Below are 21,448 nucleotides of genomic sequence, written 5' to 3' on the forward strand. Positions count from 1 at the left end.
GCATTGATCGTGTCATGACCGTCGCCAACCTGAATGTCGGCAACAGCACCGGTGAAATTGACGGTGTTGTTGCCGTGCCCGGCATTTACAGCGCCACCTCCCGCTGCATGAACATTAATGATGTCATGACCGTTCCCTGCTGTAATGTTTGCCCCAAGTGCGCCAAGTTCGATCCTGTTATTGCCGTGCCCGGCATTTACGTTCACCCCTACAACGTTGGCGTAGATTACATCGTTACCACCACCCAACTGGATGTTGCCACCTATTGCATTGAAGTGAATATAGTTTGTGCCATGATGATCGGTCAGATTGGCACCTGCAGCATATATTCTGTAGGTATCATCCCCATAGCCACCATCGACGTGCCCAGCAACTGCATTCAGATGAATGGTATCGTTTCCGGAACCGCCATGCACCTCACCAACTGCAGAAGTTACATAGATGTTGTCGTTGCCACCGCCTGCGTTGACATAGGTGTGCAAGCCACCTGCCTTAATTGTATCGTGACCATTTCCGGTCACGGCCCGGGAACTCGCGCCATTGACGACAACATAGTTGTTTCCATGTCCTGCATCTACATGTGCGCGGAAGACACCAAGGCTCTCAATATGGTCGCTGCCGTTACCGGTTCTGATGTTGGCAAACGAAGATGATTGAACAGTAATATGTCTGCCCGTCGTGGTGCCGAACCAGTTTTCTGTGACTGTTATGTCTCCAAGAACACTACCCTCGATCGTTTTGTGTCCCTGCCCAAGTGTAACATTGATATTTGCGCCACTTACAATTTTGTAAATGTCGTTCCCAGTGTCGGATTGGACAGTCAGGTTAACTGCACCAAGAATAGCCTCGTCATTGCCGTCACCCATGTTCACCGTCGCGTAGGTGACAGCCTTGTTGTAGATCTCAAGCCGGTCGTTTCCGTTGCCAAGGCTGGCGTACAAGCTGTTTGTTGTATGGGTCCTAAGATCGTCATCACCATCCCACAAATAGATCTGGTGATTGATCCCGTTTATCTCCAATTCGTCGCGGCTACTCGTTCCGTCCCAACGACCCTCATGATTGGCTCCCACAGCATATTCTCCTTGATGGTTTTGTTGACCGGCGCTAAAGCTTCGGCGGATTTTTTGGTTAATGTATTGTGAGGTGACGGAGGATAATCGATATATGGCCAGATTTACCTTTTCGTAATTCCAGGAAAATATCCTTACACAAATGTTCAAAATAAATTTATAGAATGTTTCAGCATTAAAATAATCAAATTATGCTAGTTGAATAATATTATTATTGATTGGAATCGCGATCTGTTCCGAACCCAAGACCTACTGATTTTCAGGACGCGGCGTGGCTATGGGTTCGAAAGGCGAGCCCAGGAAAGATCTGATCTGTTTTGGTTGACGGATGTCCAGATGGCGCGGCGAAACCCGCCTGACGGCACCACACAACATCCCGTTTAGGTGCCAAAAGGACATCGTGGAATACTATTGGGCCCGACACCAGGACGACAGCGACCTTTGCGAGCTAACAGATCTTCGATCTTGCGTGGTTCTCGGACGGCAAGTTGCGTGTAGGCGGCTCCTGGGTGATGCGGATCCCAATTGATAAATCCTTGTTTTTTTGAAATAATCTTGCCGAATGGCAACGCCCATTCCATCCGTTGAATTTTCTTCGGACAATCGTGTTGTTGATAAACCCTTGATCGCCTGACCTAAGGTTGCACGCACAAGGGACGTTGATTTCGATAGGATCGCGATCCTAATGGAATGTCATGAAAAAGCGGTTTTGATCTGCAGGGGTGACCCCTTGATCGGGACAACGGATGGACAGATGCACCTGCCTGTCACCGGCCTGAGTGTCTGGCTTGATGTTAGCACGCCGACTGAACTTTTGAACATCCTGCGCCGCGACAGCGACATTGATGAAACAGTTTGGCAAGCAGAGCGGACACCTACACTAATGCTGAAAATCACCCCGACGGATCAATTGCCAGACGCCAAGAATTGACCGATACCCTGTTATCGGAGCCCCGCCATTATTGCCAACGCGATTTCACAGAAGCGTGCGGTGAAGCAACATATGTTTTTTTTGCGTCCCGGTTCTTCTATGAAAAAGGCGGCATGAACGCGGTGGCACTGGATGAACCTACGAGATCTTGAATATATCATTGCCGTCGCGAGACGCAGTAATTTCAGCGTAGCAGCCGAAGATTGCAATGTGTCTCAACCTGCCCTGTCAAACCAGATCAAGAAGCTGGAAAAAGAGTTGGGGATCGAGTTGTTCCTTCGTCTCAGCGGCGAGGTACGCCCGACCGCTTGTGGTCGGCAAGTCGTCAAGATTGCCCAAGATCTGCTTGGCAGTGCGCAGCAGATCAGGGACACGGCCGCCCAGTACCAAGACCCCGAAGCCGTGCCTTTCAGTATCGGTCTGACTCCTACGCTCGCGCCCTATCTGACCAAGTATTTTTCCGAGCTGTTTCGCACCCTGTTCCCCCGGATGCGTGTCACCATGATCGAGGATCTGCCCCATAATATGCTGCAGATGGTCGAAGATCATGAACTAGATGTCGCGCTGGTGGCCCAGTTGAATCACAGTCCCGCATTGGATTTCACGTCGATCTGGGAAGAGCCTTTGTTCCTGGCGATCCGTAATGGGCACCCGTTGCAAACGCTGCAGAGCATCACCCCAGAAGAGGTGCCCGTGCATGATTTTATCCGGTTGCCGCATCCCTTTGGCTATGAGCTTGAGGCACGCTTGCCCATGCCGGGACCTGCATCTCGGGCTGCAAAGAGGTTTGATCTGACTGCGCTGCGCTTTGAAACGATCTGTCGCCATATTTGCCATTCAGATGATTGCACCATCGTGTCCGCGCTTGCGGCGGAACAGTTTCGACAGGACAATTGGCCCCTGTCCTTTATCCCTTTTGAAGCCCCGGGAAACCTGCGCAATCTCGGCGCCGTTTCGCGGTTGAAATGTCCCCGCAAGCCGCTGTTGCAAAAGATCGGCGCTTATATCTTGGATAATCCGCCCAAGGGCGTCACGCCCACGTTTGGGGCGTGACGGTGCTTTTCCTCACTCGGTGAACGTTCGCGCCAGCCGGTCGCTTAGCGGTTGGGTCAGATAGCTGAGGGCAGTGCGCTCGCCGGTGTTGACGAATAAGTCTGCGGGCATGCCTGGCACCAGATCAAGCGCGGCCACATCCGTCGTCTGTTCCGCATCCAGTTTCACCCGCGTGACATAGTAGAACTGCCCGGTACGCTCATCTTCAAGGCTGTCGGCCGAGATATCGACAATCGTCCCCTGCGCTTCGGGCACGTCACCTTGATCAAACGCAGACAGACGTACACGTGAAGATTGGCCGACATAAAGCTTTTCGATATCTGCGGTGTCAACGCGGGCTTCGACGATAAGGGGCTCGTCGTTGGGGACGATGTCCAGAATGGGTGCCCCGGCCCGGACTACACCACCCGGGGTAAAGACGGTCATTTCAACCACACGCCCGCTGACCGGGGCAACGATTGCCACCCGTTTCAACCGCTCGACCGCGCCGGTGTATTGCGGTTCTAGCGTCGCGAGCGAGGCCTCGATCTGCGCCAATTCGGTCGAGGCCGCTTCGTCCCTTGCGGTTTGCGTGGCAATGCTGGTCAGTCGCAGGGCGCTGATCTCGTTGCGAGATTGCGCCTCTTGAGCGTGCAGAACGGCATCAACGCCGGTCAGCCGTTCAACTTCGACCCGACGCGCGTTGACCCGCGAGATCGCGATCAGCCCCTTGTCCAACAGAGTTTCCAGGTTGCCCAGCTCTTGGCGCACGATGTCAAGTTGGCGTGCGTTCGAGGCTCGCTGCGCCTGCAAGCCGCGCATCTGATCCTCAAGACTGGACACACGCTGCTCGGTCAGGGCGTTTTCGGCGGTGCGAGAGCGTTTCTCGGCATCAAACAGCAGCTTTTGGGTGGCATAGGCCGACAGCCAAGTGGTCCGGTCCAAGGGCACGCGTAGGGTGTTGGCAACGTCGGATTGATCGAATGTTTCGGCCCCTTGCAGTTGGGCAAGCAGACGGGCGCGACGGACGGACAAGTCGCGGATCTGGCTGGTGATCACATCCAGTTCAACCCCAAGATCGGTGTTGTCCAGTTCCAGCAGCACCTGCCCAGCTTCGACCTGATCGCCGTTGCTGACCCGGATGTCGCGCACGATCCCACCATCGATATGTTCAACAGTTTTGCGATTGCCCTCGACCACGAAAGAGGCCGGTGCCACAACCGCGCCGTCCAGTTTCGATGCGGTCGCCCAATAGGCCGCACCCCCCAGAAATCCGGCAACGACAAATGCACCAAGACAGACAAAGCCGGTGATGCCCGATCCCAGCTTCCTGGTTTGGATGCGGTTGTAATCCTCAAGGACCAGAACGCTTTGGGGCGGTTTTGGAGTCAGTTCGCGGGTCATTGTGCCGCTCCTGTCTTGGGCTGCGCGACGATGGGGTGCGCAGCAGGTTTAGGGGATGCGCCATTGGGAACAGCAGCTTGTTGGCGAGGACGCAGAATATCTTCCTTGTCGCCAAAGCCCGTTTGGGTTCCCCGGCTCAGGGTCAGAACCTTGTTGACCGCCTCAAGCGTGCTGGGACGGTGGGTCATCACAAAGGTGATGGCGCCACGTTCGCTTGCATGCCGGATCGCGTTGCGCAGAGCTTGCTCGCCTTGCGTGTCCAGATCCGAATTCGGCTCGTCCAGCACCAGAACAAAGGGATCATCATAAAGCGCGCGCGCCAAGGCGATCCGCTGGCGTTGACCGCCCGACAGGTGAAACCCGTTGCCGACCTCGGTTGCATATCCATCGGGCAGGGTGCTGATCAGCCCATGCACATCGGCGGCCTGAGCGGCGGCCAGAACCTTGGTATCGTCGATTGAGGTCGAAAACCGCGCGATGTTCTCGCGAATTGTACCGTCAAACAGTTGCACGTCCTGCGGCAGATATCCCACCAGCTGCCCCAGATTCTCGGGGTCCCATTTGGCCATGGGATTGCCGTCCAGCCGGATCGCCCCACGTTGTGGCACCCAGATACCTGCCAACATCTTGGCCAGGGTGGATTTTCCTGAACCGCTGTGACCGATTACGGCCAAAACATCACCGGCGGACAAGGCAAAGTCGACCCCACCGATGGTGGCGTTTTGGGCCAGCGGCGGACCCGCCTGGCTGATCACTGCGTTCAGCGAGATCTGCGGGCGCGGCAGGGCAAGGCGCTTGGGTTGCTCGGGAAAGGTCTCGGACAGCGCGCGCAGGGACTTGTACGAGCCGCGCGCCGCCAGAAACGTGCGCCATTGACCGATCAATTGATCAATCGGGGACAAGGCCCGCGCCAGAACAATGGTTGCGGCGATCATGACACCGGCGGTGGCCTGCCCGGTCACGGCCAATGCGGCCCCCAGCCCAAGCATCCCCGATTGCAGGGCCATGCGGGTCGTCTTGGACATCACCGAAAAGCTGGCGATCCGGTCCGATACCCGTGATTTCAGCCGGTGGGTATCATGTTGCAGAGCTGTCCAGCGACGGGCGAGATCACCAGTCATACCCATCGCGTGGACAAGCTCTGCGTTCTGTTCACTTGCGGTGAACAAACGGTCGGAACGGCTGCGCGCCTGGTTGGCTTCTTGCATGACATCACTTGAGCGCGCGTTGTTGATCAGGGCCATGAGCGTCAAAAACACCGCGCCCGCCAGCCCAAGTGCGCCCAGATAGGGATGCAGGATGTAAAGCACGCCCAGATAAAGAGGGATCCACGGCGCATCGAAAAAGGCGGTCAGGGTTGGTCCCGCGATAAAGTCGCGCAGCCCCGCCACATCGGCGGCCGAATTGTCGCCGCTGGCCTTGCCCTGCACCCGGCGGCGGATCGCAGATTGCAAGATGGGCGCGCCGATTGTCAGCTCAAATCGGGCGGCCAGGCGGGCCAGAATGCGCATGCGGATCAGGTCCAGCAGGCCGGTGACGACAAAGACGCCGCCCAACAGGATGCTAAGCGCAATCAGCGTGTCGAGGTTCTGGCTGGTCAGCACGCGATCATAGACCTGCAGCATGTAAAGAGGACCGGCCAGCATGAGAAGGTTCAGGACCATGCTGAACATGGCGATGGCCGCAAAGCCGCCTCGCAGCGACCTCCATGCAGTTCTGACGGTGGATTTTTTCTGAAACATTTGGGTGATCTCTTTTCAGGGTGAAGCGGTGGCGGCCCCCAGGCCGCCACCAGCAGGGGCTTGGATCAGACGATAAAGTCGTCGTCGGTCAGAGTCTCGGCACTGACCCCTTCAAGGCGGACCGAGGCGTTGGCCAGGGTCAGAAGGGCATCGGCCCCGTCCTGTGTGGTCACCACGTTTTCGGCGAAGTCCGGGCCGAAGTCCGAGAAATCCAGCCGGTCCACGCCCACCTGGAAGTCGGTGATCGCGTCGTTGCCGAAGTCGCCTTCGAAGACAAAGATGTCTTCACCTGCGCCACCGGTCAGCAGGTCATCGCCTTCGCCGCCGTTCAGAAGGTCATTGCCACCTTCGCCGCTCAGGCTGTTGGCCGCGTCCGAGCCGGTGATCACGTCGCCATCGCCGGAACCGATCACATTCTCGATCGAGAACAGAACGTCGATTTCGCTGACTTCGTTGATCACATCGACACCTGAGACACCGATCGAGGCAGCTCCATCAACCGTGCCGCCAGCGTCCACCAGCGTATCTTGCACGATGGGGCCGTTGACCCCGGCAGGTGCGTTGTGCAGGTGGATGGCCGAGATAACGCCCGGGTTCGGCGACGCCAAATCAGCCTCGTTCAGGCCGGTCACGTTCAAGTCACTGGAATAGGTGACTTCGCGTGTTGTCAGGTTTTGCGTGATGACCAAAGTGGCCTCACCCGTGGCTTCGCTGTCAGACAGCGGGCCCGGCTCTTGCGCCGCATCCAGGTTGCCGCTCAACGAGATGGTGCGGATATTGCCATCGGTTACGATATCGTCGACCAGCAGCTGCGCGCGGATCTCGCCACCGGGGAATTCCGAAGTGTGGATGTTGTAGTACAGGTTGCCCAGAATGGCTTCTTCGACGAACCAGGAGGGGTCTGGGATTGCCGAACCGAACTGGTCTGGCTCATCGACAACGGCGTCGGTGATTTGCACGCTAAAGCCGGTTTCGCGGGTTGCTGTGCCATTGCCGTTGGTCCCCAGGTTGACGGTCACGCCCACGTCCTGATCCGAGAAATCAGCTGTGTCGATTCCTTCGCCGCCGTCGATGAAGTCATTTCCAAGACCACCGACGATTACGTTGTCACCTGCACCGGCGATCAGATCGTCGTTGCCTGCGCCACCGTCGATGACACCGTTGATTTCGCCCAGATCGACCACGATATCGTTCCCGGCACCCAGCAACACGTTGCCATTCACCACGCCGTCGTCATCATTGACAAAGGTGACGTCTCCGGCTTCACGGGCATCAATGGCATTCACTGTGCCGTTGATTTCACCCTCGTTCAGGATTGCACCCAACAGGGTCAGGCCACCGTCGATGCGAATACCTGCTGCAACGTCGCTGTCTTCGGACCCGGCGATAACACCAGTGTTCTGTACCAACCCGGCAAAACCCGCGTTCTCTTGATTGCTGAACAGGCGCAGACCGTCGCCGATGGTGTTCCCTTCGACCGCGTCGCCAGAGCCTTGCAGGGTACCCTCGTTGAAGATGGCGGCCGACACGATGTCACCTGCGACATCACCGGTCTGCAGCGAAACGGCAGAGCCGTTGGCTTCCAAACCACCTTCGACGCGGCCCGTGTTGGTGAACGTATAGTTGTCGGCAGTTCCGTCGGCATAAACTGTGCCGTTGCGCTGATCACCAGTACCGGTAATGAGACCCGAGTTCACGACGTCCAGCCCGGTGCCGTCGATGTTCAGCGCACGGCTGTTCGACGTCAGGATGCCAGAGTTCACAAAAGACCCGCCCGAGTGGTCGCCCGTGCCAAAGTAGACACCATTCTGAGCACCCGCGATGTTGCCTGCGTTGTTCAGCGTGCCCTGAAAGTTCACACCGTTGACAACACGCACACCAGCGACCGTGCCGTTGATCGCCCCGGATTCAATGATGCCCGAGTTTGTGATCGTCCCGTCGAATGTGCCTTGGTTGCCGACATTGCCGATGCGGACACCGTCCCCAGCTTGACCGGTTGCAGCAGCAGCGTTGCCCTCGCCAACGATTATGCCAGAGTTGTCCAGCACAAAGCTGTTTGCGCCGTCAGCCGCGCCGCCGATTTCGGCTGCAAAGCCAGAACCCTGCAAGCCCAGACCTGCGTCAACGAAGCCGCTGTTGGTGAACGTGAAATCGTCAGCGGTTCCATCGGCGTATACTGTGCCGTTGCGCTGGTTGCCGGTGGCTTGGATCGTACCCTCGTTGGTGACATTCAGCCCAATGCCGTCGATGTTCACAGCGCGGCTATCCGAAGAAATCAGGCCTCCACTTTCGTTCACGAAGGAACCACCCGTGTGGTCGCCTTCACCAAAGTAGACGCCGTTTTGCGCGCCACTGATGATGCCCTCGTTGGTGATAGAGCCCTGGAAGTTGACATCATTGACGACGCGGACGCCTGCCACTGTGCCATTATTCCCTTCCGAGCTGATCACACCCCGGTTGAGGATGGTGGCATCGGTTGTGCCTGTGTTGCCAACGTTGCCGATGCGCACACCGTCGCCTGCCAATCCTGCGCCAGCTTCGCCATTGCCACGACCCTGAATGGTGCCGTCGTTGGTCAGCTCAAATGTCGTGGCGCCATCTGCGGCCCCGCCGATTTCGGTCGCAAAGCCCGAGCCCTTGTTGCCTTCGCCTGCATCAATGGTGCCTGACGGAAGGTTGCGAATCGAGAAGTCGTCAGCGGTGCCGTCGGCATAAACCGTGCCGTTGCGTTGATCACCGGTGCCCAGAATGTCGCCCGCGTTGGTCAGGTCAACGCCGGTGCCATCGATGTTGACCGCGCGGCTGTCGGATTGAATCGTGCCAAAGTTCAGGACATCCAGGTCGTGTTCGCCTTGACCGATGTACAGGCCGTTACGAGCGCCTTCGATCGCACCGGTCGAAGTGTTGAGGATACGCCCTTCGGCCGCGACTCCATCGGCGATCCGGATACCGGCCGCAGTGCCCTGATTGCTTTCCGACGAAATCAGTCCGCTGTTGACAATGTCGGTGTCGGATACGGCCCCTTCGGCACCGTCGTCGATCCGGATACCGTCGCCCGCGCCACCGGTGTTTGCAGCCCCTTGGCCCCGGCCCTGAATGGTGGCGCCAAAGCCGTTGAAGATGGTGTTGGAAACCACATCATTTGCTTCGTCGCCCACCTGCAACGAGATGCCCGCGCCGCTGTTGCCTGCGCCTGCGTCAATGGTGCCGCCGGTAAAGTTCGAGATGCTGACATCTTCGGCGGTGGCATTGGTGTAGATGGTGCCGTTGCGCTGGTTGCCGGTGCCGACGATGTCGCCAAAGTTGCGAACACTGATGCCGTTACCTTCGATTTCGACGGCGCGGCTGTCAGACGAGATGACACCACCGCGGAAGTTGTCCAGCGTGCCCGAGCTGTTCACGCCCGAGAATTCGACCCCGTTCAAGTCACCCGAGATGCTGCCAAAGTTGCGGACATCTGCGTTGGATCCGTCTGTGACCTCAACACCTGTGGCCGCCGCGCCGTTGGCGTCGATGCTGCCCGAGCGGAAGTTAAAGACCTGAACGTCTTCGGCCTGGACTGAGACCGATGACGGGGCATTGTTGGTTTCCACCTGCCCAAAATTCAGAAGCCGCGCAAAATTGTCGTCCAGAACAAAGGCAGGTGTGTTTTCGACCACGGTGTTTTGAAAGAAGCCGTTGGTCAGTGTTTGTCCTTCGCGGACGGATTCCTGGGCCAGTGTAGATGTTGTCTGCAGTCTGGCACGCAGGCTGTTGAGTAACTCGGAAAACATAGATGGACTCCGCATGAGATAAGTTGCAGCGGAGATCAAACCGAACCGATGGCCTCTCCGCTGTTTATCCAAATGCAGCCTTGCTTGCGAGTTTGAAATTTCTAGTCTGAATAGCCCTTATAAGAAACGGAAATAGTCACAACGCCCGTGAAAAAGTAACAAAAATAATCAAGCTACAGCAATGGCTTACGCACGTAGAAGCTTGCTGAAATTTTATTCGGTGCCTTAGGCTCACGACTTTGCTGGGGGATTTGATCGGGTTCTGATGTCAAGTTTTGACGCTTTGCCTCAATCACGTTACCGAGCGAACTGTTGAGAGCAGTAGCGCAGGCGGATCGCCCCAGTGATTTCCGTCAAGGGCGTCATCGTGTTCGCTGTGTTCTTCCATGTTCGGAATAGCGGCTCAATCGCTGAAACAACCCGCCGCCGCATAGGATCATGCGGACGCTCCTGAAGAACGGACGAGATTTTCATCAAGGTGAAAGGCTTCGGATGCCCCATTTCGATTGAAATGAGGCGCCGGAAATACTTGATCGACATCGTCGAGCAAGGCGTTCGATTCATCACATGGCGGGCATGTCCGGAATCCGCCCGTGCCGCCAATTTGTCGAGCTGGCAACCTAACTTCCACAAAACCGCAAACGGTTCGGCAGAGCCAAATCCTTGCAACAGAACCGGCTTATGATCAGGTCCTGAGTTCGGCGTCGTCGCAGACCGGGGGAGACCGCATTTCAGCAAAAATTACCCTGATCTCCGCATCAGAGTGGAAGATTCTGCCAAACTCAGCTGCTATTCGGTTGGTTATGGCTTGGAACGGGGCTTGGGGGTCATTAAGGGTTCTTCGAACATAATTCTGAAAGAGGGGCTCTAGCTGTGCCGCAATACCGCTCTCGTAGATCTACCCATGGCCGCAACATGGCAGGCGCTCGCAGCCTGTGGCGTGCAACAGGCGTCGGCGAAGGGGATTTTGGAAAACCGATCATTGCTGTGGTGAACTCGTTCACGCAGTTTGTGCCGGGCCACGTCCACCTCAAGGATCTGGGCCAGATGGTTGCGCGCGAGATTGAATCCGCTGGCGGTATCGCCAAAGAGTTCAACACCATCGCGGTTGATGACGGCATCGCCATGGGCCACGACGGCATGCTTTATTCGCTGCCCTCGCGTGAGCTGATTGCGGATTCGGTGGAATACATGGTCAACGCGCATTGCGCGGATGCGATGGTCTGTATTTCGAACTGCGACAAGATCACACCCGGCATGCTGATGGCCGCCATGCGCCTGAATATTCCGGTCATCTTTGTCTCGGGTGGCCCGATGGAGGCCGGCAAGATCGACATAGCCGATCTGGATATGAACAAGGTTGACCTTGTTGACGCAATGGTGGCTGCAGCGGACGAAAAGTTCACTGATGAACAAGTCAAGCACATTGAAGAGAACGCTTGCCCGACGTGTGGATCGTGCTCGGGGATGTTCACCGCAAACTCGATGAACTGTCTGGCCGAAGCTCTGGGTCTGGCGCTGCCTGGCAATGGCTCGACACTGGCCACACACTCGGACCGCAAGAACCTGTTCCTGGAAGCCGGACGTAAGATCGTCGACATCACCAAACGTCACTACGAGGGTGACGAAGCTGGCCTGTTGCCGCGCGAGGTTGCGTCGTTCGCCGCTTTTGAGAACGCCATGAGCCTGGACATCGCCATGGGCGGTTCAACCAACACGGTTCTGCACCTGCTGGCCATTGCCCAAGAGGGTGAAGTAGATTTTACCATGGACGACATCGACCGGCTCAGCCGCAAAGTGCCATGCTTGTGCAAAGTCGCGCCGAACATTCACAACGTCCACATGGAAGACGTGCACCGTGCTGGCGGCATCTTTTCGATCCTGGGCGAATTGCACCGCGGCGGGCTGATCAACGAAGATGTTCCGACTGTGCACACCGCGTCGATGGGAGAGGCTATCGCCAAATGGGACATCAAGGTCGCCAACAACCCTGAGGCCGAAGAACTGTTCAAAGCTGCCCCGGGTGGTGTGCGTACCACGCAAGCGTTCAGCCAGTCGAACCGGTTCAAGGAACTGGACACAGATCGCGAGGGTGGTGTGATCCGCTCGGTCGAAGCTGCGTTCTCGAAAGACGGTGGCCTGGCCGTTCTGTTCGGCAACATCGCATTGGATGGCTGTATCGTCAAAACCGCAGGTGTGGACGAAAGCATCTTGAAATTCTCGGGCCCTGCTCGCGTGTTCGAAAGCCAGGACGACGCCGTCGAGGGTATCCTGACCCGCAAGGTTCAGGCGGGCGAGGTGGTGATCATCCGCTACGAAGGCCCGCAAGGTGGTCCGGGCATGCAGGAAATGCTCTATCCGACCTCGTACCTGAAATCCAAAGGACTGGGTAAGAAATGCGCCCTGTTGACGGACGGTCGTTTCTCGGGCGGCACATCGGGCCTGTCGATTGGTCACGCCAGCCCCGAAGCCGCCGAGGGCGGCGCAATCGGCCTGGTGGAAACCGGCGACCTGATCGAGATTGACATCCCGAACCGCACTATCAATCTGGCGGTGGGTGATGATGTCCTGAACCAACGCCGCGAGGCGAAAGGCCCGTTGCCTTGGGGGCCAGCAGAGCCACGCCAGCGAGCGGTGTCGACCGCGCTCAAGGCTTATGCGGCACTGACCACCAGCGCCTCGATGGGGGCGGTGCGTCGTCTGAAGTAATCGCGATTTCATCGCGGCCTGCGGCCCTGCCAATTGGCGGGGCCGTTTTCATTTGCTAGCTTGGTCCCAAGCTTTTGGACTAGTGCGCTTTGCCCTCACCTTTCGACCCAGACGACACAGAAGACGACGACGACGATCTGTGGTTCCTTCCCGGCCCGCCGGACGAGGAGGATTCTGCGACTGCCCCTTGGCCGATTGCGCCACGCCCCATGAGCCTTGACCCCGCAGTCTGGATCGAGGCCGAGCGTGGCAGATACCGGGCGTTGATCGCGACGGTCCAGGCAGTCGAACGGTATGCCGAGCGTCTGCGCCATTTCCCGTCACAGGTTAAGGAACGGTTTGCCTTGGCCACCGTGTCGGCTGTGTTGCGCAGCGAGGGCGTCTGGTTGGGGCCTGAGCGGATCGCCCTTTATCAGGCGTTGCGATTGGCCACTGATGACACCGCACGTGATCTGTCGCGGGCCAGTTGGGCCATGCGCCGATTGATGGCGCGCCCGGTGCAGGGTGGGGGGCCCACGGACGGGGTACACCATTTCCTGGGCCGCGCCCATCAGGCTGACCCGCAGAACGTACCGGGCGAGGATCGCCCGATAGGTTACGAGTTGGAAAGCATGGGGCGGGATTGGGCGGCCAAAGTGGGCCTGGCCCAGGCCGCGCATCCATTGACGCGGGCGGCCTACGCCTTTGCCCAATGGCGCGCGCATGACATCACGCCCTGGGACGAGCTGTTGGAGCCAACTGTTGCCGCAGTCATTCTGGCACGAGAGGGGCTGGATGCCGCGGCGCCCTTTTTGCCACTGTCGGAAAGCCACCGGTTCGACCGGCACGGGCTGTCGGAAAACGCAGGCGGGGCCGAGGCGCGATTAGAGGTATTTTACGACGCGATCCGGCAGGGGGCGTTGAAGGCGAACATGGAACTGGAGCGTTTGGCCGATTGGCAAGCCCGAGCGCAGCAGGCGACACAGCATCTGTCGGGGCGTACCCCGGCAGAGCTGATGGGGACGATGATGAAGTACCCCATCGTTTCAGCGGAACTGGTGTCCAAGGATACAGGCTGTTCGCGGCCCTCGGCCCGGCGAAACCTCAATCTCTTTGCCGATCTGGGCCTTATCCGCGAGGTTACAGGCCAGGACCGATACCGGTTCTGGGCGGCGCAGCTTTAGTGGCGATCAGGACGCCAAACCTCTGTGTTTCAAGGCCAAAAACCACTAATCGATCTTGCTCTTTGGCCTCTTGGTTTCTATCAGTATCGACATGACATCGGCCACCAAGCAGACTATTTCAGACCAGATCGTTCAGTCACTGACCGATCAGATCGTGCGTGGGGAACTGCAGGCTGACACCAAGCTGCGGCAAGACCATATCGCTCGCACGTTCGAGACCAGCCATGTGCCGGTGCGCGAGGCGCTTTTGCGGCTCGAGGCGCGGGGGCTGGCCGTCAGTCAATCGCGTCGTGGGGTTCGTGTGGCCCCGTTCGACCCCGCCGACATGCGCGAAATTCGCGAGATGCGATTGGCATTGGAGCCGTTGGCACTTGGCCATTCGGTGACGCATCTGACGCTTGAACAGCGGCAAGAGGCCGAGGCCGCGCGTGTGGCCTGTGACGAAGCGCAAGACCTGTTCACCTGGGAAGCGCAAAACCGCCGGTTCCACCTGGCAATCATTGCCGGCTGTGCGATGCCGCGCCTGAAGGCCGAGATCACGGATTTGCAGATGCTCAGCGCGCGGCACCTGTTGGCGACCTACTCAAGTGCTTGGTCGCAACGCGAGGACCGCGATCACCGCGCGATCATGACCGCAATCAACCGGCGGGACGTGGATACAGCCGTTTCGGTGCTGCGTCGCCACCTGTCGCGATTGGGTTAACGCTTGCGCGCGATCATCCAGACCGGATCATAGGTCAGGGGCAGCAGGCTGTCCTGGCCGAATTGCTCGGCGTAACGACGTTCAAATTCACTCAATTTTGAGCGTGACCATTGCGTGTTTGATTGCCCGTTTACACCGGTCTTGCGTAGGTGGCGGAGCAAAGGCAGGGCGCCATCAAACCACATCACGATGGGCTCTTGCTTCAAGTGCAGGATTTCCACGTCTTTCGGGGCCTTGGCAGCCCAATCTTCCGCGTCGCAATAGCCGGGTGCTGCGGCAGCCGACCCAAGGGCCTGCAATTCGTGAAACTGCGCGGTGCCAAACCCGCTGAGCGCCAACAGGCCGCCCGGTGCAAGATGATCACTGAATCGTTGCAACAGTTGGGTCTGATCCGGGATCCACTGCACGGTCGAAGCCGAGCAGATGAGGCTCAATCCAGTCGGAACGGAAAGGGTTTCGATCGGGCCTGCAGCAAAGGCGTCGACATAGGGGGCAACTGCCTCGGCGCATTCGGGCACCAGATCATTGGCCAACATCCAGTCGATGTCGATTTGCTGACGCAACAGGTGGGTGAGGTGGCCTGTCCCACAGCCAAATTCGAATGCGCGGGCAATCGGGGCAGACGCGTGAGGCTTCAGGACATTTACCAGATCGCGGGCAATCTCAGCCTGCGCCTCGGCATTGTCGTGATAACTTGCCAGACCTCGGCGAAAGCTCTGCCGGATGCGGCGCTGATCAGGGTCAAGGACGATGGTTCTCATGTCTGTGTCACCTCATCCCATGTGGACCAACGCGCAAAGGGCACATGCGGTCCGTCGATGTGAGCCACTCGATCTGACTGTGCCTTCCAGCTGCGCACCTGGTTGGTGGTGGGCATGATCCTGTCGTTTGTCGAGATCCAGATACGGTCGAATTCCACCTCCGGCGCGGTGCCGCGCGCTTCGATCGCCAGCAGTTCATCCCGGCGTGCGTCTACGTCGATCCGGGCTGTCTCTTGCCCAACGCCGTAACAGCGCGCCAAAAAGAGTTGGTAAGCCTTTGGTGACAGGGTTTCGATGGTTTTGGCCATGGCAACAGGTGGAATTCCGGTGGTGCGATCCACCGGCGCCAAAGTGCCGTTTATCGCCACTTTGCGGGTGAAGGGATCAGGGTGATCCGCCTGCCAATGCGCATATGAGGCCACTCCAAAAGAATAGGCGATCAGAGTGGCACATTGGTATCCGCCAAGATCGGGCAGGGGGGTGTCCAGATTGTGGTAGTCCTGCACAAAAAGCACATCCTGCGTGCCCTGAAGGTGGGTAAAGGGTGTAGGCCCCAGGGCCCACCCACCAAAGACGACGATCACATCATCCGCCGTCCCGGAATTCCGTAACCAATCGATCTGCATCAGAGCTCTCGCGCCAGGCGAAGCATACCGTCGCAGATCGCCGACAGCTCGTCGTCCGAGGTGATGAAGGGTGGCATGCAATAGATGTTGTGTCCAAACGGTCTCAGGAACACGCCCATGTCATGCGCCAGCGCATGAGCCTGATCGGCACTGACGCGGTGGTCCATCTCGATTACCCCGATGGCACCCAGCACGCGCACGTCTGCAACATTCGGCAGATCGCGCGCGGCGGCGAGTTGCTCGTTCAAGGCGGTTTCAATCCGTGTGACGTTGGCCTGCCAATCGGTCTGGTCCAATAGGTCAAGGCTCGCCTTGGCGGCAACACAGGCCAGCGGGTTGGCCATGAAGGTTGGTCCATGCATGAACACGCCCGGTTCGCCATTGCCGATCCCTTGGGCCACGCGGTCGTTGGTCATGGTGGTGGCAAAGCTGATGTGACCGCCAGTCAGCGCCTTGCCCATGCACAGGATGTCGGGCTCGATATCTGTGTGATCGGTGGCAAACAGACGGCCGGTGCGGCCAAAGCCGGTGGCGATCTCGTCGAATATCAGAAGCACGCCGAACTCGTCACACAAGGCACGTGCCTGGTTCAGGTATTCGGGGTGGTAGAAGTACATGCCCCCAGTGCCCTGCACGACCGGCTCCAGGATGAAGGCCGCGATCTGCTTGTGATACTCTTCCAGGACAGCCCGCAACTCGGCAATGCCGTTCAATGCAGGGTCTTCCGGCCATTCCTGATCAATCGCGATCGGGGGCTGGGGGACAAAATGCTGGATGCTCAGCGCGCCCTGAAACAGGTGGTGCATGCCGGTGACGGGGTCGCAGACGCTCATCGCCTTCCACGTGTCGCCGTGATAGCCAGAGCGGGTGGTGACGAACTGGCTGCGACCCGGATGGCCGACGGCGTGCTGGTACTGCACCGCCATTTTCATCGCCACCTCGACCGAGACCGAGCCGCTGTCGCAGTAGAAAATCCGTTGCAACGAAGGCGGTGTGATTTCGAGCAGTTTTTGCCCCAGCTCAATGGCCGGATCATGAGCCATGCCGCCAAACATCACATGTGGCAGGCGGTCAAGCTGGTCGTGGATCGCTTGCGTGATCGTGGGGTTGCGGTGGCCATGCAGCATGCACCACCACGACGACATGGCGTCGATCAAACGGGTGCCATCGTCGAGCGTGATCCAGACACCTTCGGCCTCTTTCGCAATAAAGGTCGGCCCAGGTTTTTCGACGTTGGTGTAAGGGTGCCAAAGGTGTTTCTGGTCGAATTCAAGCGGTGTCATAGGTTCATGCCCCGGCGGATGGTGTCCATGTCGATATTGGTGAACGCCTGATCCAAGGCGTCTGGCGTGACACTGTCCATCACGGGAAAGCGGCCCAGAGGGGCGCATTTTCCAAAGTCGATGATCGTCTGTTCGACCAGTGGTTCGGCGTCACCGATGAAGGCCACGCCCAGAATCGTGCAATTGCGTTCGCGCAAGGCGGCGAGAGACAAGAGAGTATGGTTGATGGTGCCCAGCTTCGTCCTTGCACACAAGATCACCGGGGCCCCCCAATCCGCGATCAGATCAGCATAGAGCACTTGCCGGTTCAGCGGCACCAGCAGCCCACCGGCGCCTTCGACCACCAGAGGACCATCGACTGTGGGCAAGGGCAGGACGTTTGGGTCAATCTCAACCCCTTCGGCCTCGGCCGACAAATGCGGCGAAGCAGGCAGTTGCAACAGATACCCCTCGGGCAGAGTGGTCTGGCTGGACAGGCGGGCAACGATCTGGCTGTCGGTCTCGGCCTCGATGCCCGATTGCACGGGTTTCCAATAGGTCGCCTTCAAAGCGCGGGTCAGACCTGCGGAAAACACGGTTTTGCCGATCTCGGTGTCGGTTCCGGTGACGATGACAGGGTTGGTCAATGGGGCAGAGCCTTCTTCGCTTGGGAAAGATCGCGGAACATGTCCGAGATCACCGGGGCAGGGGTGTTGAGCGTGATGGAGATTCGCAGCCGCGAGGTGCCTCGTGGAACAGTGGGTGGACGGATGCCGCGGATGTCATAGCCCATGTCCTGCATGGAGCACGCAAGCGCCATTGTGGGTTTGTCCGCGCCGATGATGATGGGCATGATCTGACTTCGAAAGCCGCTTAGGCCAAGATGATCCTGCGCCTCTTTGTGAGCGTGGTTCATCAGGACCTGCGCTGCCGCTCGTCGGGCGGGGTTGTCGCGTAGCTCGTTCAGCGCAGCCCGCACGAGGGCAGCATTTAGCGGGGAGGGCGCAGTGGCAAAGATGAATCCGCGGGCCTTGTTGATCAACGTATCGATCAGCACTTGCGCTCCACAAATCAACGCGCCCGAGACGCCCAATCCCTTGCCGCAGGTGTGCAAGGTCAACAGATTATCGCGCGCGGCATAGGCGTGGCTCAGCCCGCGTCCCTGGTCGCCAAAGACGCCGGTGGCGTGGGCTTCATCCACGACCAAAACCGCTTCATGGGCATCGGCCAGCGCCATCAGTTCAGCCACGGGGGCCAGATCTCCGTCCATGGAATAAAGGCTTTCGACCGCGATCCAGATCTGGCCGATATTACCTGCCGCGCGCCAAGTGCCGATTGCGTCCTCGGCGGCAGAGACATCGTTATGGGCAAAGGCTTGTGTCTTGGCACGACCAAGGCGCATCCCGTCATGCGTGCTGGCGTGGATCAGGGCGTCATAAAGCACTAGGTCTTCATGCCCCGGCAGGGTCGAAAAGATCGCCGTGTTGGCCTGAAACCCGCCGCCCATGAACAGGGCGGCTTGGGCGCCAAAGAACGCAGCCGCCTCTTGCTCCAGCAACACATGCTCATCCGCATTGCCCCGCAACAGACGCGAACCGCCCGCGCCAACCGGAACGCCGCGATCCAGAGCCTCGCGGGCCGCAGCCTGCAACACCTCGGACCCGACGAGCCCGAGATAGTCATTTGACGCAAAGTCATGCCCGGCCCGCGCGATCAACGCGCGGTAACGGCCCCTTGTCTGCAACGCAGTCAGGGCGCGGTCATGCCGGGCAAACAGCGTCATTTCGAGGCGTCACACCCCACGGCCATGGCCTGGATGCCAAGCTTGGCGAACAGTTGGCCGTCTTTGTCCTCTTCGGGGTTGTCAGCGGTCAGCAGGGTGTCGCCCACAAAGATCGAATTGGCGCCGACAAAGAAGCACATCGCCTGCATTTCTTCGGTCATGTCAGTGCGGCCGGCGGACAGGCGTACGTGCGACTTCGGCATCAGGATGCGGGCCAAGGCGCAGGTCCGGACAAACTCGATCGGATCCAGCTTTTCGACATCCGCCAGCGGTGTGTCGGCAATCGGGATCAGCATGTTGACCGGTACGGAATCCGGGTGCTCGTCCAGCGTGGCGAGCGACACCAGCATGTCGATGCGGTCCATCTGCTGTTCACCCATGCCGACGATGCCACCGGCGCAGACCTTCATGCCGGCCTCGCGCACACGGTTGAGCGTGTCGATCCGGTCAGCAAAGGTGCGGGTGGTGATGATCTCGGAATAATACCGCTCGGAGGTGTCGATGTTGTGGTTGTAGTAATCCAAACCCGCGTCGCGCAGGCGGAACACCTGGTTGTCGTCCAGCATGCCCAGGGTCATGCAGGTTTCCATGCCCAGGTCTTTGACGCCAGCGATCATCGCCTCAAGCGCGGCCATGTCACGGTCTTTGGGCGAGCGCCAGGCGGCCCCCATGCAATACCGCGTCGCGCCACCTTCTTTGGCCTTACGAGCCTCGGCGATCACGCGCTCAACCTCGATCAGTTTCGAAGCCGAGAGCTTGGCGCCGTTGCGGGCAGATTGTGAGCAGTACGCGCAGTCTTCGGCGCAACCGCCGGTCTTGATCGACAGGAGTTTCGATCTCTGAACCTGGTTCGGGTCGAAATGGGCCCGGTGCACCGTATGCGCCTGATAGAGCAGATCCATGAACGGTTGGTTATAGATCTTTTCAGCTTCTTCACGGGTCCAGTCCGTGCGAACCGTTGTTGTATCCAGCACGTCGGTACTCCTTTTATAGATAAAAATTCCCTGCCTGACGCATAGGTTAGTTTTTTATCTACAAAGAGGAGGGGTGCAAGTAAAAATGCTGCCCTGCAGCGATATGGCGCCAATTCCGCAACGTCCGGATATCGTCGGCGTGCCAGGAGGTGAATCATCACTAAGAACCGCGGGGCCAGTGTTGGGCCCGCGTTCAAGGTGAAAGAAAACCAGTTTTATTTCAGCAGGTTGGGCATGAACAACGCGCGATCAATCCCGGCCAGGGCGTCATAGCGACCCTCGCGCGGGTGGGCCAGGTTGAAGGTTCCGGCGCGTTTGTACCAAGTCCGGCCCAAGCGTCCTGCGACACAATCCAGCACCCTGGTGCCCTCGGCATCCTCGCCAAAGCCCATGGCCTGGGGCAACTCCTCGCGGCTGAGATTCGGATTGGCAGCCAGGGCATCCGCCATCGCCAACACCATCAGATCCCATTGCAGATAGCTCACGCCCAGCTGGGCCTCGTCGCCTGCGCTGATGCCAAGGCCATCGGTGGGGGTCGCGCGCCAGGTCTTTTCGGGCACACCGATCTCGCGCGCCATCCAGGGTACCTCCCACGACTTGAGCAGGGACTGGATCGGGGCCACATCCCCCACATCACCGTTCAGTGTCCAGAAGCCGGCGGCGAGTTCCGAGAAATTGTCGGTGCTGGCCACGACCCCACCATAGCGGTGCGCCTGGTCATAAAGCGTGATCATCCGAAGCCGCGCGCGCATGTTGCCGCGCCGGATGCGCAGGCCGGCCTCATCGCCGTTTGAAAGGGCGGGATCCAGTTTGGTCAGCCCCTCGACCATGGAATGAAACTGTGGCGTCAGGTCGATGTTTTGATGTTCGATACCAAGGGCGATGCAGGCTTCTTGACCGCGCTCGGTCTCCTCGGGGTTTTGTTCGATCGGCATGGTGTGGCCCACAACGCGCCAGCCTGCAGCCTTGAACAGCGCCGCGGTCAAGGCGCTGTCGACCCCGCCGGACATGCCGATCACAGCCGCGCCAATGCCGTTCTGTTCACGATAGGCGGTTAGATCAGCCAAGATTCGAGCCATGTCGGCGCGCAGTGTGTCTTCCTGGGCAAATGCGCCGCTGTCGATGCGTGCGTTCAATTGCGCGTCGAACCAAGGCGTCAGGTCGCCAATATTGTTTTGGCGAGACAGGTCCAAGATTTCAGATTTCAAAGTCATGCGGCCTCCGACACCAGCGCGTGCAAACAAGGGGTGCTGCCTTCTTAGCCGAGGCGGGTGATTGAATGAAACCGATTTCGGATGTGCAGTCAGTGAGCGTGATGCGCGCGCTCAAAAATTTGGCAAGCGAGGTCAAGCAATCGGGCATCTTGCCTGGGTTTAACAATCAGGTGCACGCCCCTTGTCGATGCCAATGGCGGGTTAACGCTGGGGTTTTCAGCAATCGCCATGGCTGGGGGCGATCGGGATCATAAAGGAGTGGAAATCCTGAATAATGTCGCCAGCACATCATGGGCTTCGG

17 protein-coding genes and 1 pseudogene are annotated in these 21,448 nt (G+C 58.7%); 8 read left to right on the plus strand and 10 right to left on the minus strand.

Annotated features, from left to right (window positions below):
- Nucleotides 1-14: 14 nt before the first annotated feature.
- From TRL7639_RS23170 to TRL7639_RS21995, 4 genes are all read left to right on the plus strand, one after another.
- Nucleotides 15-653, plus strand: coding sequence for a hypothetical protein (locus tag TRL7639_RS23170; protein WP_165759886.1), 639 nt, complete (start codon nt 15-17; stop codon nt 651-653).
- A gap of 12 nt (nt 654-665) precedes the next feature.
- Nucleotides 666-1,142, plus strand: coding sequence for a hypothetical protein (locus tag TRL7639_RS23175; RefSeq protein ID WP_165759887.1), 477 nt, complete (start codon nt 666-668; stop codon nt 1,140-1,142).
- A 658-nt stretch (nt 1,143-1,800) separates the two neighbouring features.
- Nucleotides 1,801-2,001, plus strand: a complete 201-nt coding sequence (locus tag TRL7639_RS21990) for a hypothetical protein (protein ID WP_133057694.1) — start codon at nt 1,801-1,803, stop codon at nt 1,999-2,001.
- A 132-nt stretch (nt 2,002-2,133) separates the two neighbouring features.
- Nucleotides 2,134-3,054, plus strand: a complete 921-nt coding sequence (locus TRL7639_RS21995; protein ID WP_085798066.1) for a LysR family transcriptional regulator — start codon at nt 2,134-2,136, stop codon at nt 3,052-3,054.
- Between the two features lie 12 nt (nt 3,055-3,066).
- On the opposite strand, the gene TRL7639_RS22000 is transcribed toward TRL7639_RS21995, so the two are convergent.
- The 3 genes from TRL7639_RS22000 to TRL7639_RS22010 form a co-directional block, all read right to left on the minus strand.
- Entirely contained in the window at nt 3,067-4,437 is a 1,371-nt protein-coding gene (locus TRL7639_RS22000; RefSeq protein ID WP_085798067.1) for an HlyD family type I secretion periplasmic adaptor subunit, read from the minus strand.
- Nucleotides 4,434-6,179, minus strand: coding sequence for a type I secretion system permease/ATPase (locus TRL7639_RS22005; protein ID WP_085798068.1), 1,746 nt, complete (start codon nt 6,177-6,179; stop codon nt 4,434-4,436). Before TRL7639_RS22005 ends, TRL7639_RS22000 begins: the two co-directional genes overlap by 4 nt.
- 65 nt (nt 6,180-6,244) lie before the next feature.
- Nucleotides 6,245-9,952 (minus strand): beta strand repeat-containing protein, encoded by a 3,708-nt coding sequence (locus TRL7639_RS22010; RefSeq protein ID WP_085798069.1) that lies wholly within the window; start codon nt 9,950-9,952, stop codon nt 6,245-6,247.
- 478 nt (nt 9,953-10,430) lie between these two features.
- Here TRL7639_RS22010 and TRL7639_RS23615 point away from each other — a divergent pair.
- The 4 genes and pseudogenes from TRL7639_RS23615 to TRL7639_RS22030 form a co-directional block, all read left to right on the plus strand.
- A pseudogene (locus tag TRL7639_RS23615) lies at nt 10,431-10,535 on the plus strand (IS6 family transposase); the annotation flags it as partial.
- Nucleotides 10,536-10,825: 290 nt separating this feature from the next.
- Nucleotides 10,826-12,661: a dihydroxy-acid dehydratase gene (ilvD, locus tag TRL7639_RS22020; RefSeq protein WP_085798071.1), complete on the plus strand. Its 1,836-nt coding sequence runs from the start codon at nt 10,826-10,828 to the stop codon at nt 12,659-12,661.
- Between the two features lie 209 nt (nt 12,662-12,870).
- On the plus strand, nt 12,871-13,824 hold the full coding sequence (locus tag TRL7639_RS22025) for a helix-turn-helix domain-containing protein (protein WP_165759889.1): 954 nt from the start codon (nt 12,871-12,873) through the stop codon (nt 13,822-13,824).
- 91 nt (nt 13,825-13,915) lie between these two features.
- Nucleotides 13,916-14,527 (plus strand): GntR family transcriptional regulator, encoded by a 612-nt coding sequence (locus TRL7639_RS22030; RefSeq protein WP_085798106.1) that lies wholly within the window; start codon nt 13,916-13,918, stop codon nt 14,525-14,527.
- On the opposite strand, the gene TRL7639_RS22035 is transcribed toward TRL7639_RS22030, so the two are convergent.
- The 7 genes from TRL7639_RS22035 to nadE all read right to left on the minus strand — a co-directional run bounded on the left by TRL7639_RS22035 (nt 14,524) and on the right by nadE (nt 21,147).
- On the minus strand, nt 14,524-15,288 hold the full coding sequence (locus TRL7639_RS22035) for a methyltransferase domain-containing protein (protein ID WP_085798073.1): 765 nt from the start codon (nt 15,286-15,288) through the stop codon (nt 14,524-14,526). The genes TRL7639_RS22030 and TRL7639_RS22035 overlap by 4 nt on opposite strands.
- A complete protein-coding gene (locus TRL7639_RS22040) occupies nt 15,285-15,914 on the minus strand; it encodes a pimeloyl-ACP methyl esterase BioG family protein (protein ID WP_085798074.1) in 630 nt (209 codons plus the stop codon). The genes TRL7639_RS22035 and TRL7639_RS22040 overlap by 4 nt, the downstream gene beginning before the upstream one ends.
- Nucleotides 15,914-17,197 (minus strand): adenosylmethionine--8-amino-7-oxononanoate transaminase, encoded by a 1,284-nt coding sequence (gene bioA, locus TRL7639_RS22045; RefSeq protein WP_085798075.1) that lies wholly within the window; start codon nt 17,195-17,197, stop codon nt 15,914-15,916. The genes TRL7639_RS22040 and bioA overlap by 1 nt, the downstream gene beginning before the upstream one ends.
- Nucleotides 17,194-17,823, minus strand: coding sequence for a dethiobiotin synthase (gene bioD, locus TRL7639_RS22050; RefSeq protein WP_085798076.1), 630 nt, complete (start codon nt 17,821-17,823; stop codon nt 17,194-17,196). The genes bioA and bioD overlap by 4 nt, the downstream gene beginning before the upstream one ends.
- Nucleotides 17,820-18,959 (minus strand): 8-amino-7-oxononanoate synthase, encoded by a 1,140-nt coding sequence (locus tag TRL7639_RS22055; protein ID WP_085798077.1) that lies wholly within the window; start codon nt 18,957-18,959, stop codon nt 17,820-17,822. The genes bioD and TRL7639_RS22055 overlap by 4 nt, the downstream gene beginning before the upstream one ends.
- Complete coding sequence (bioB, locus tag TRL7639_RS22060; RefSeq protein WP_085798078.1) at nt 18,956-19,933, minus strand: biotin synthase BioB; 978 nt, start codon at nt 19,931-19,933, stop codon at nt 18,956-18,958. Before bioB ends, TRL7639_RS22055 begins: the two co-directional genes overlap by 4 nt.
- Before the next feature lie 215 nt (nt 19,934-20,148).
- Complete coding sequence (gene nadE, locus TRL7639_RS22065) at nt 20,149-21,147, minus strand: NAD(+) synthase (RefSeq protein ID WP_085798079.1); 999 nt, start codon at nt 21,145-21,147, stop codon at nt 20,149-20,151.
- Between the last annotated feature and the right edge of the window lie 301 nt (nt 21,148-21,448).

It is taken from the genome of Falsiruegeria litorea R37 (genome assembly GCF_900172225.1).
GTDB classification, from domain to species: domain Bacteria; phylum Pseudomonadota; class Alphaproteobacteria; order Rhodobacterales; family Rhodobacteraceae; genus Falsiruegeria; species Falsiruegeria litorea.

What these genes read in the sequence shown, in the direction of transcription:
- TRL7639_RS22000 (WP_085798067.1), bottom strand. Translation starts at nt 4,437, where the DNA reads ATGACCCGCGAACTGACTCCAAAACCGCCCCAAAGCGTTCTGGTCCTT.
- TRL7639_RS22030 (WP_085798106.1), top strand. Translation starts at nt 13,916, where the DNA reads ATGACATCGGCCACCAAGCAGACTATTTCAGACCAGATCGTTCAGTCA.
- TRL7639_RS22035 (WP_085798073.1), bottom strand. Translation starts at nt 15,288, where the DNA reads ATGAGAACCATCGTCCTTGACCCTGATCAGCGCCGCATCCGGCAGAGC.
- TRL7639_RS22040 (WP_085798074.1), bottom strand. Translation starts at nt 15,914, where the DNA reads ATGCAGATCGATTGGTTACGGAATTCCGGGACGGCGGATGATGTGATC.
- TRL7639_RS22025 (WP_165759889.1), top strand. Translation starts at nt 12,871, where the DNA reads ATGAGCCTTGACCCCGCAGTCTGGATCGAGGCCGAGCGTGGCAGATAC.
- nadE (WP_085798079.1), bottom strand. Translation starts at nt 21,147, where the DNA reads ATGACTTTGAAATCTGAAATCTTGGACCTGTCTCGCCAAAACAATATT.
- TRL7639_RS23170 (WP_165759886.1), top strand. Translation starts at nt 15, where the DNA reads ATGACCGTCGCCAACCTGAATGTCGGCAACAGCACCGGTGAAATTGAC.
- TRL7639_RS23175 (WP_165759887.1), top strand. Translation starts at nt 666, where the DNA reads ATGTCTGCCCGTCGTGGTGCCGAACCAGTTTTCTGTGACTGTTATGTC.
- TRL7639_RS22055 (WP_085798077.1), bottom strand. Translation starts at nt 18,959, where the DNA reads ATGACGCTGTTTGCCCGGCATGACCGCGCCCTGACTGCGTTGCAGACA.
- bioA (WP_085798075.1), bottom strand. Translation starts at nt 17,197, where the DNA reads ATGACACCGCTTGAATTCGACCAGAAACACCTTTGGCACCCTTACACC.
- TRL7639_RS21995 (WP_085798066.1), top strand. Translation starts at nt 2,134, where the DNA reads ATGAACCTACGAGATCTTGAATATATCATTGCCGTCGCGAGACGCAGT.
- TRL7639_RS22010 (WP_085798069.1), bottom strand. Translation starts at nt 9,952, where the DNA reads ATGTTTTCCGAGTTACTCAACAGCCTGCGTGCCAGACTGCAGACAACA.
- TRL7639_RS22005 (WP_085798068.1), bottom strand. Translation starts at nt 6,179, where the DNA reads ATGTTTCAGAAAAAATCCACCGTCAGAACTGCATGGAGGTCGCTGCGA.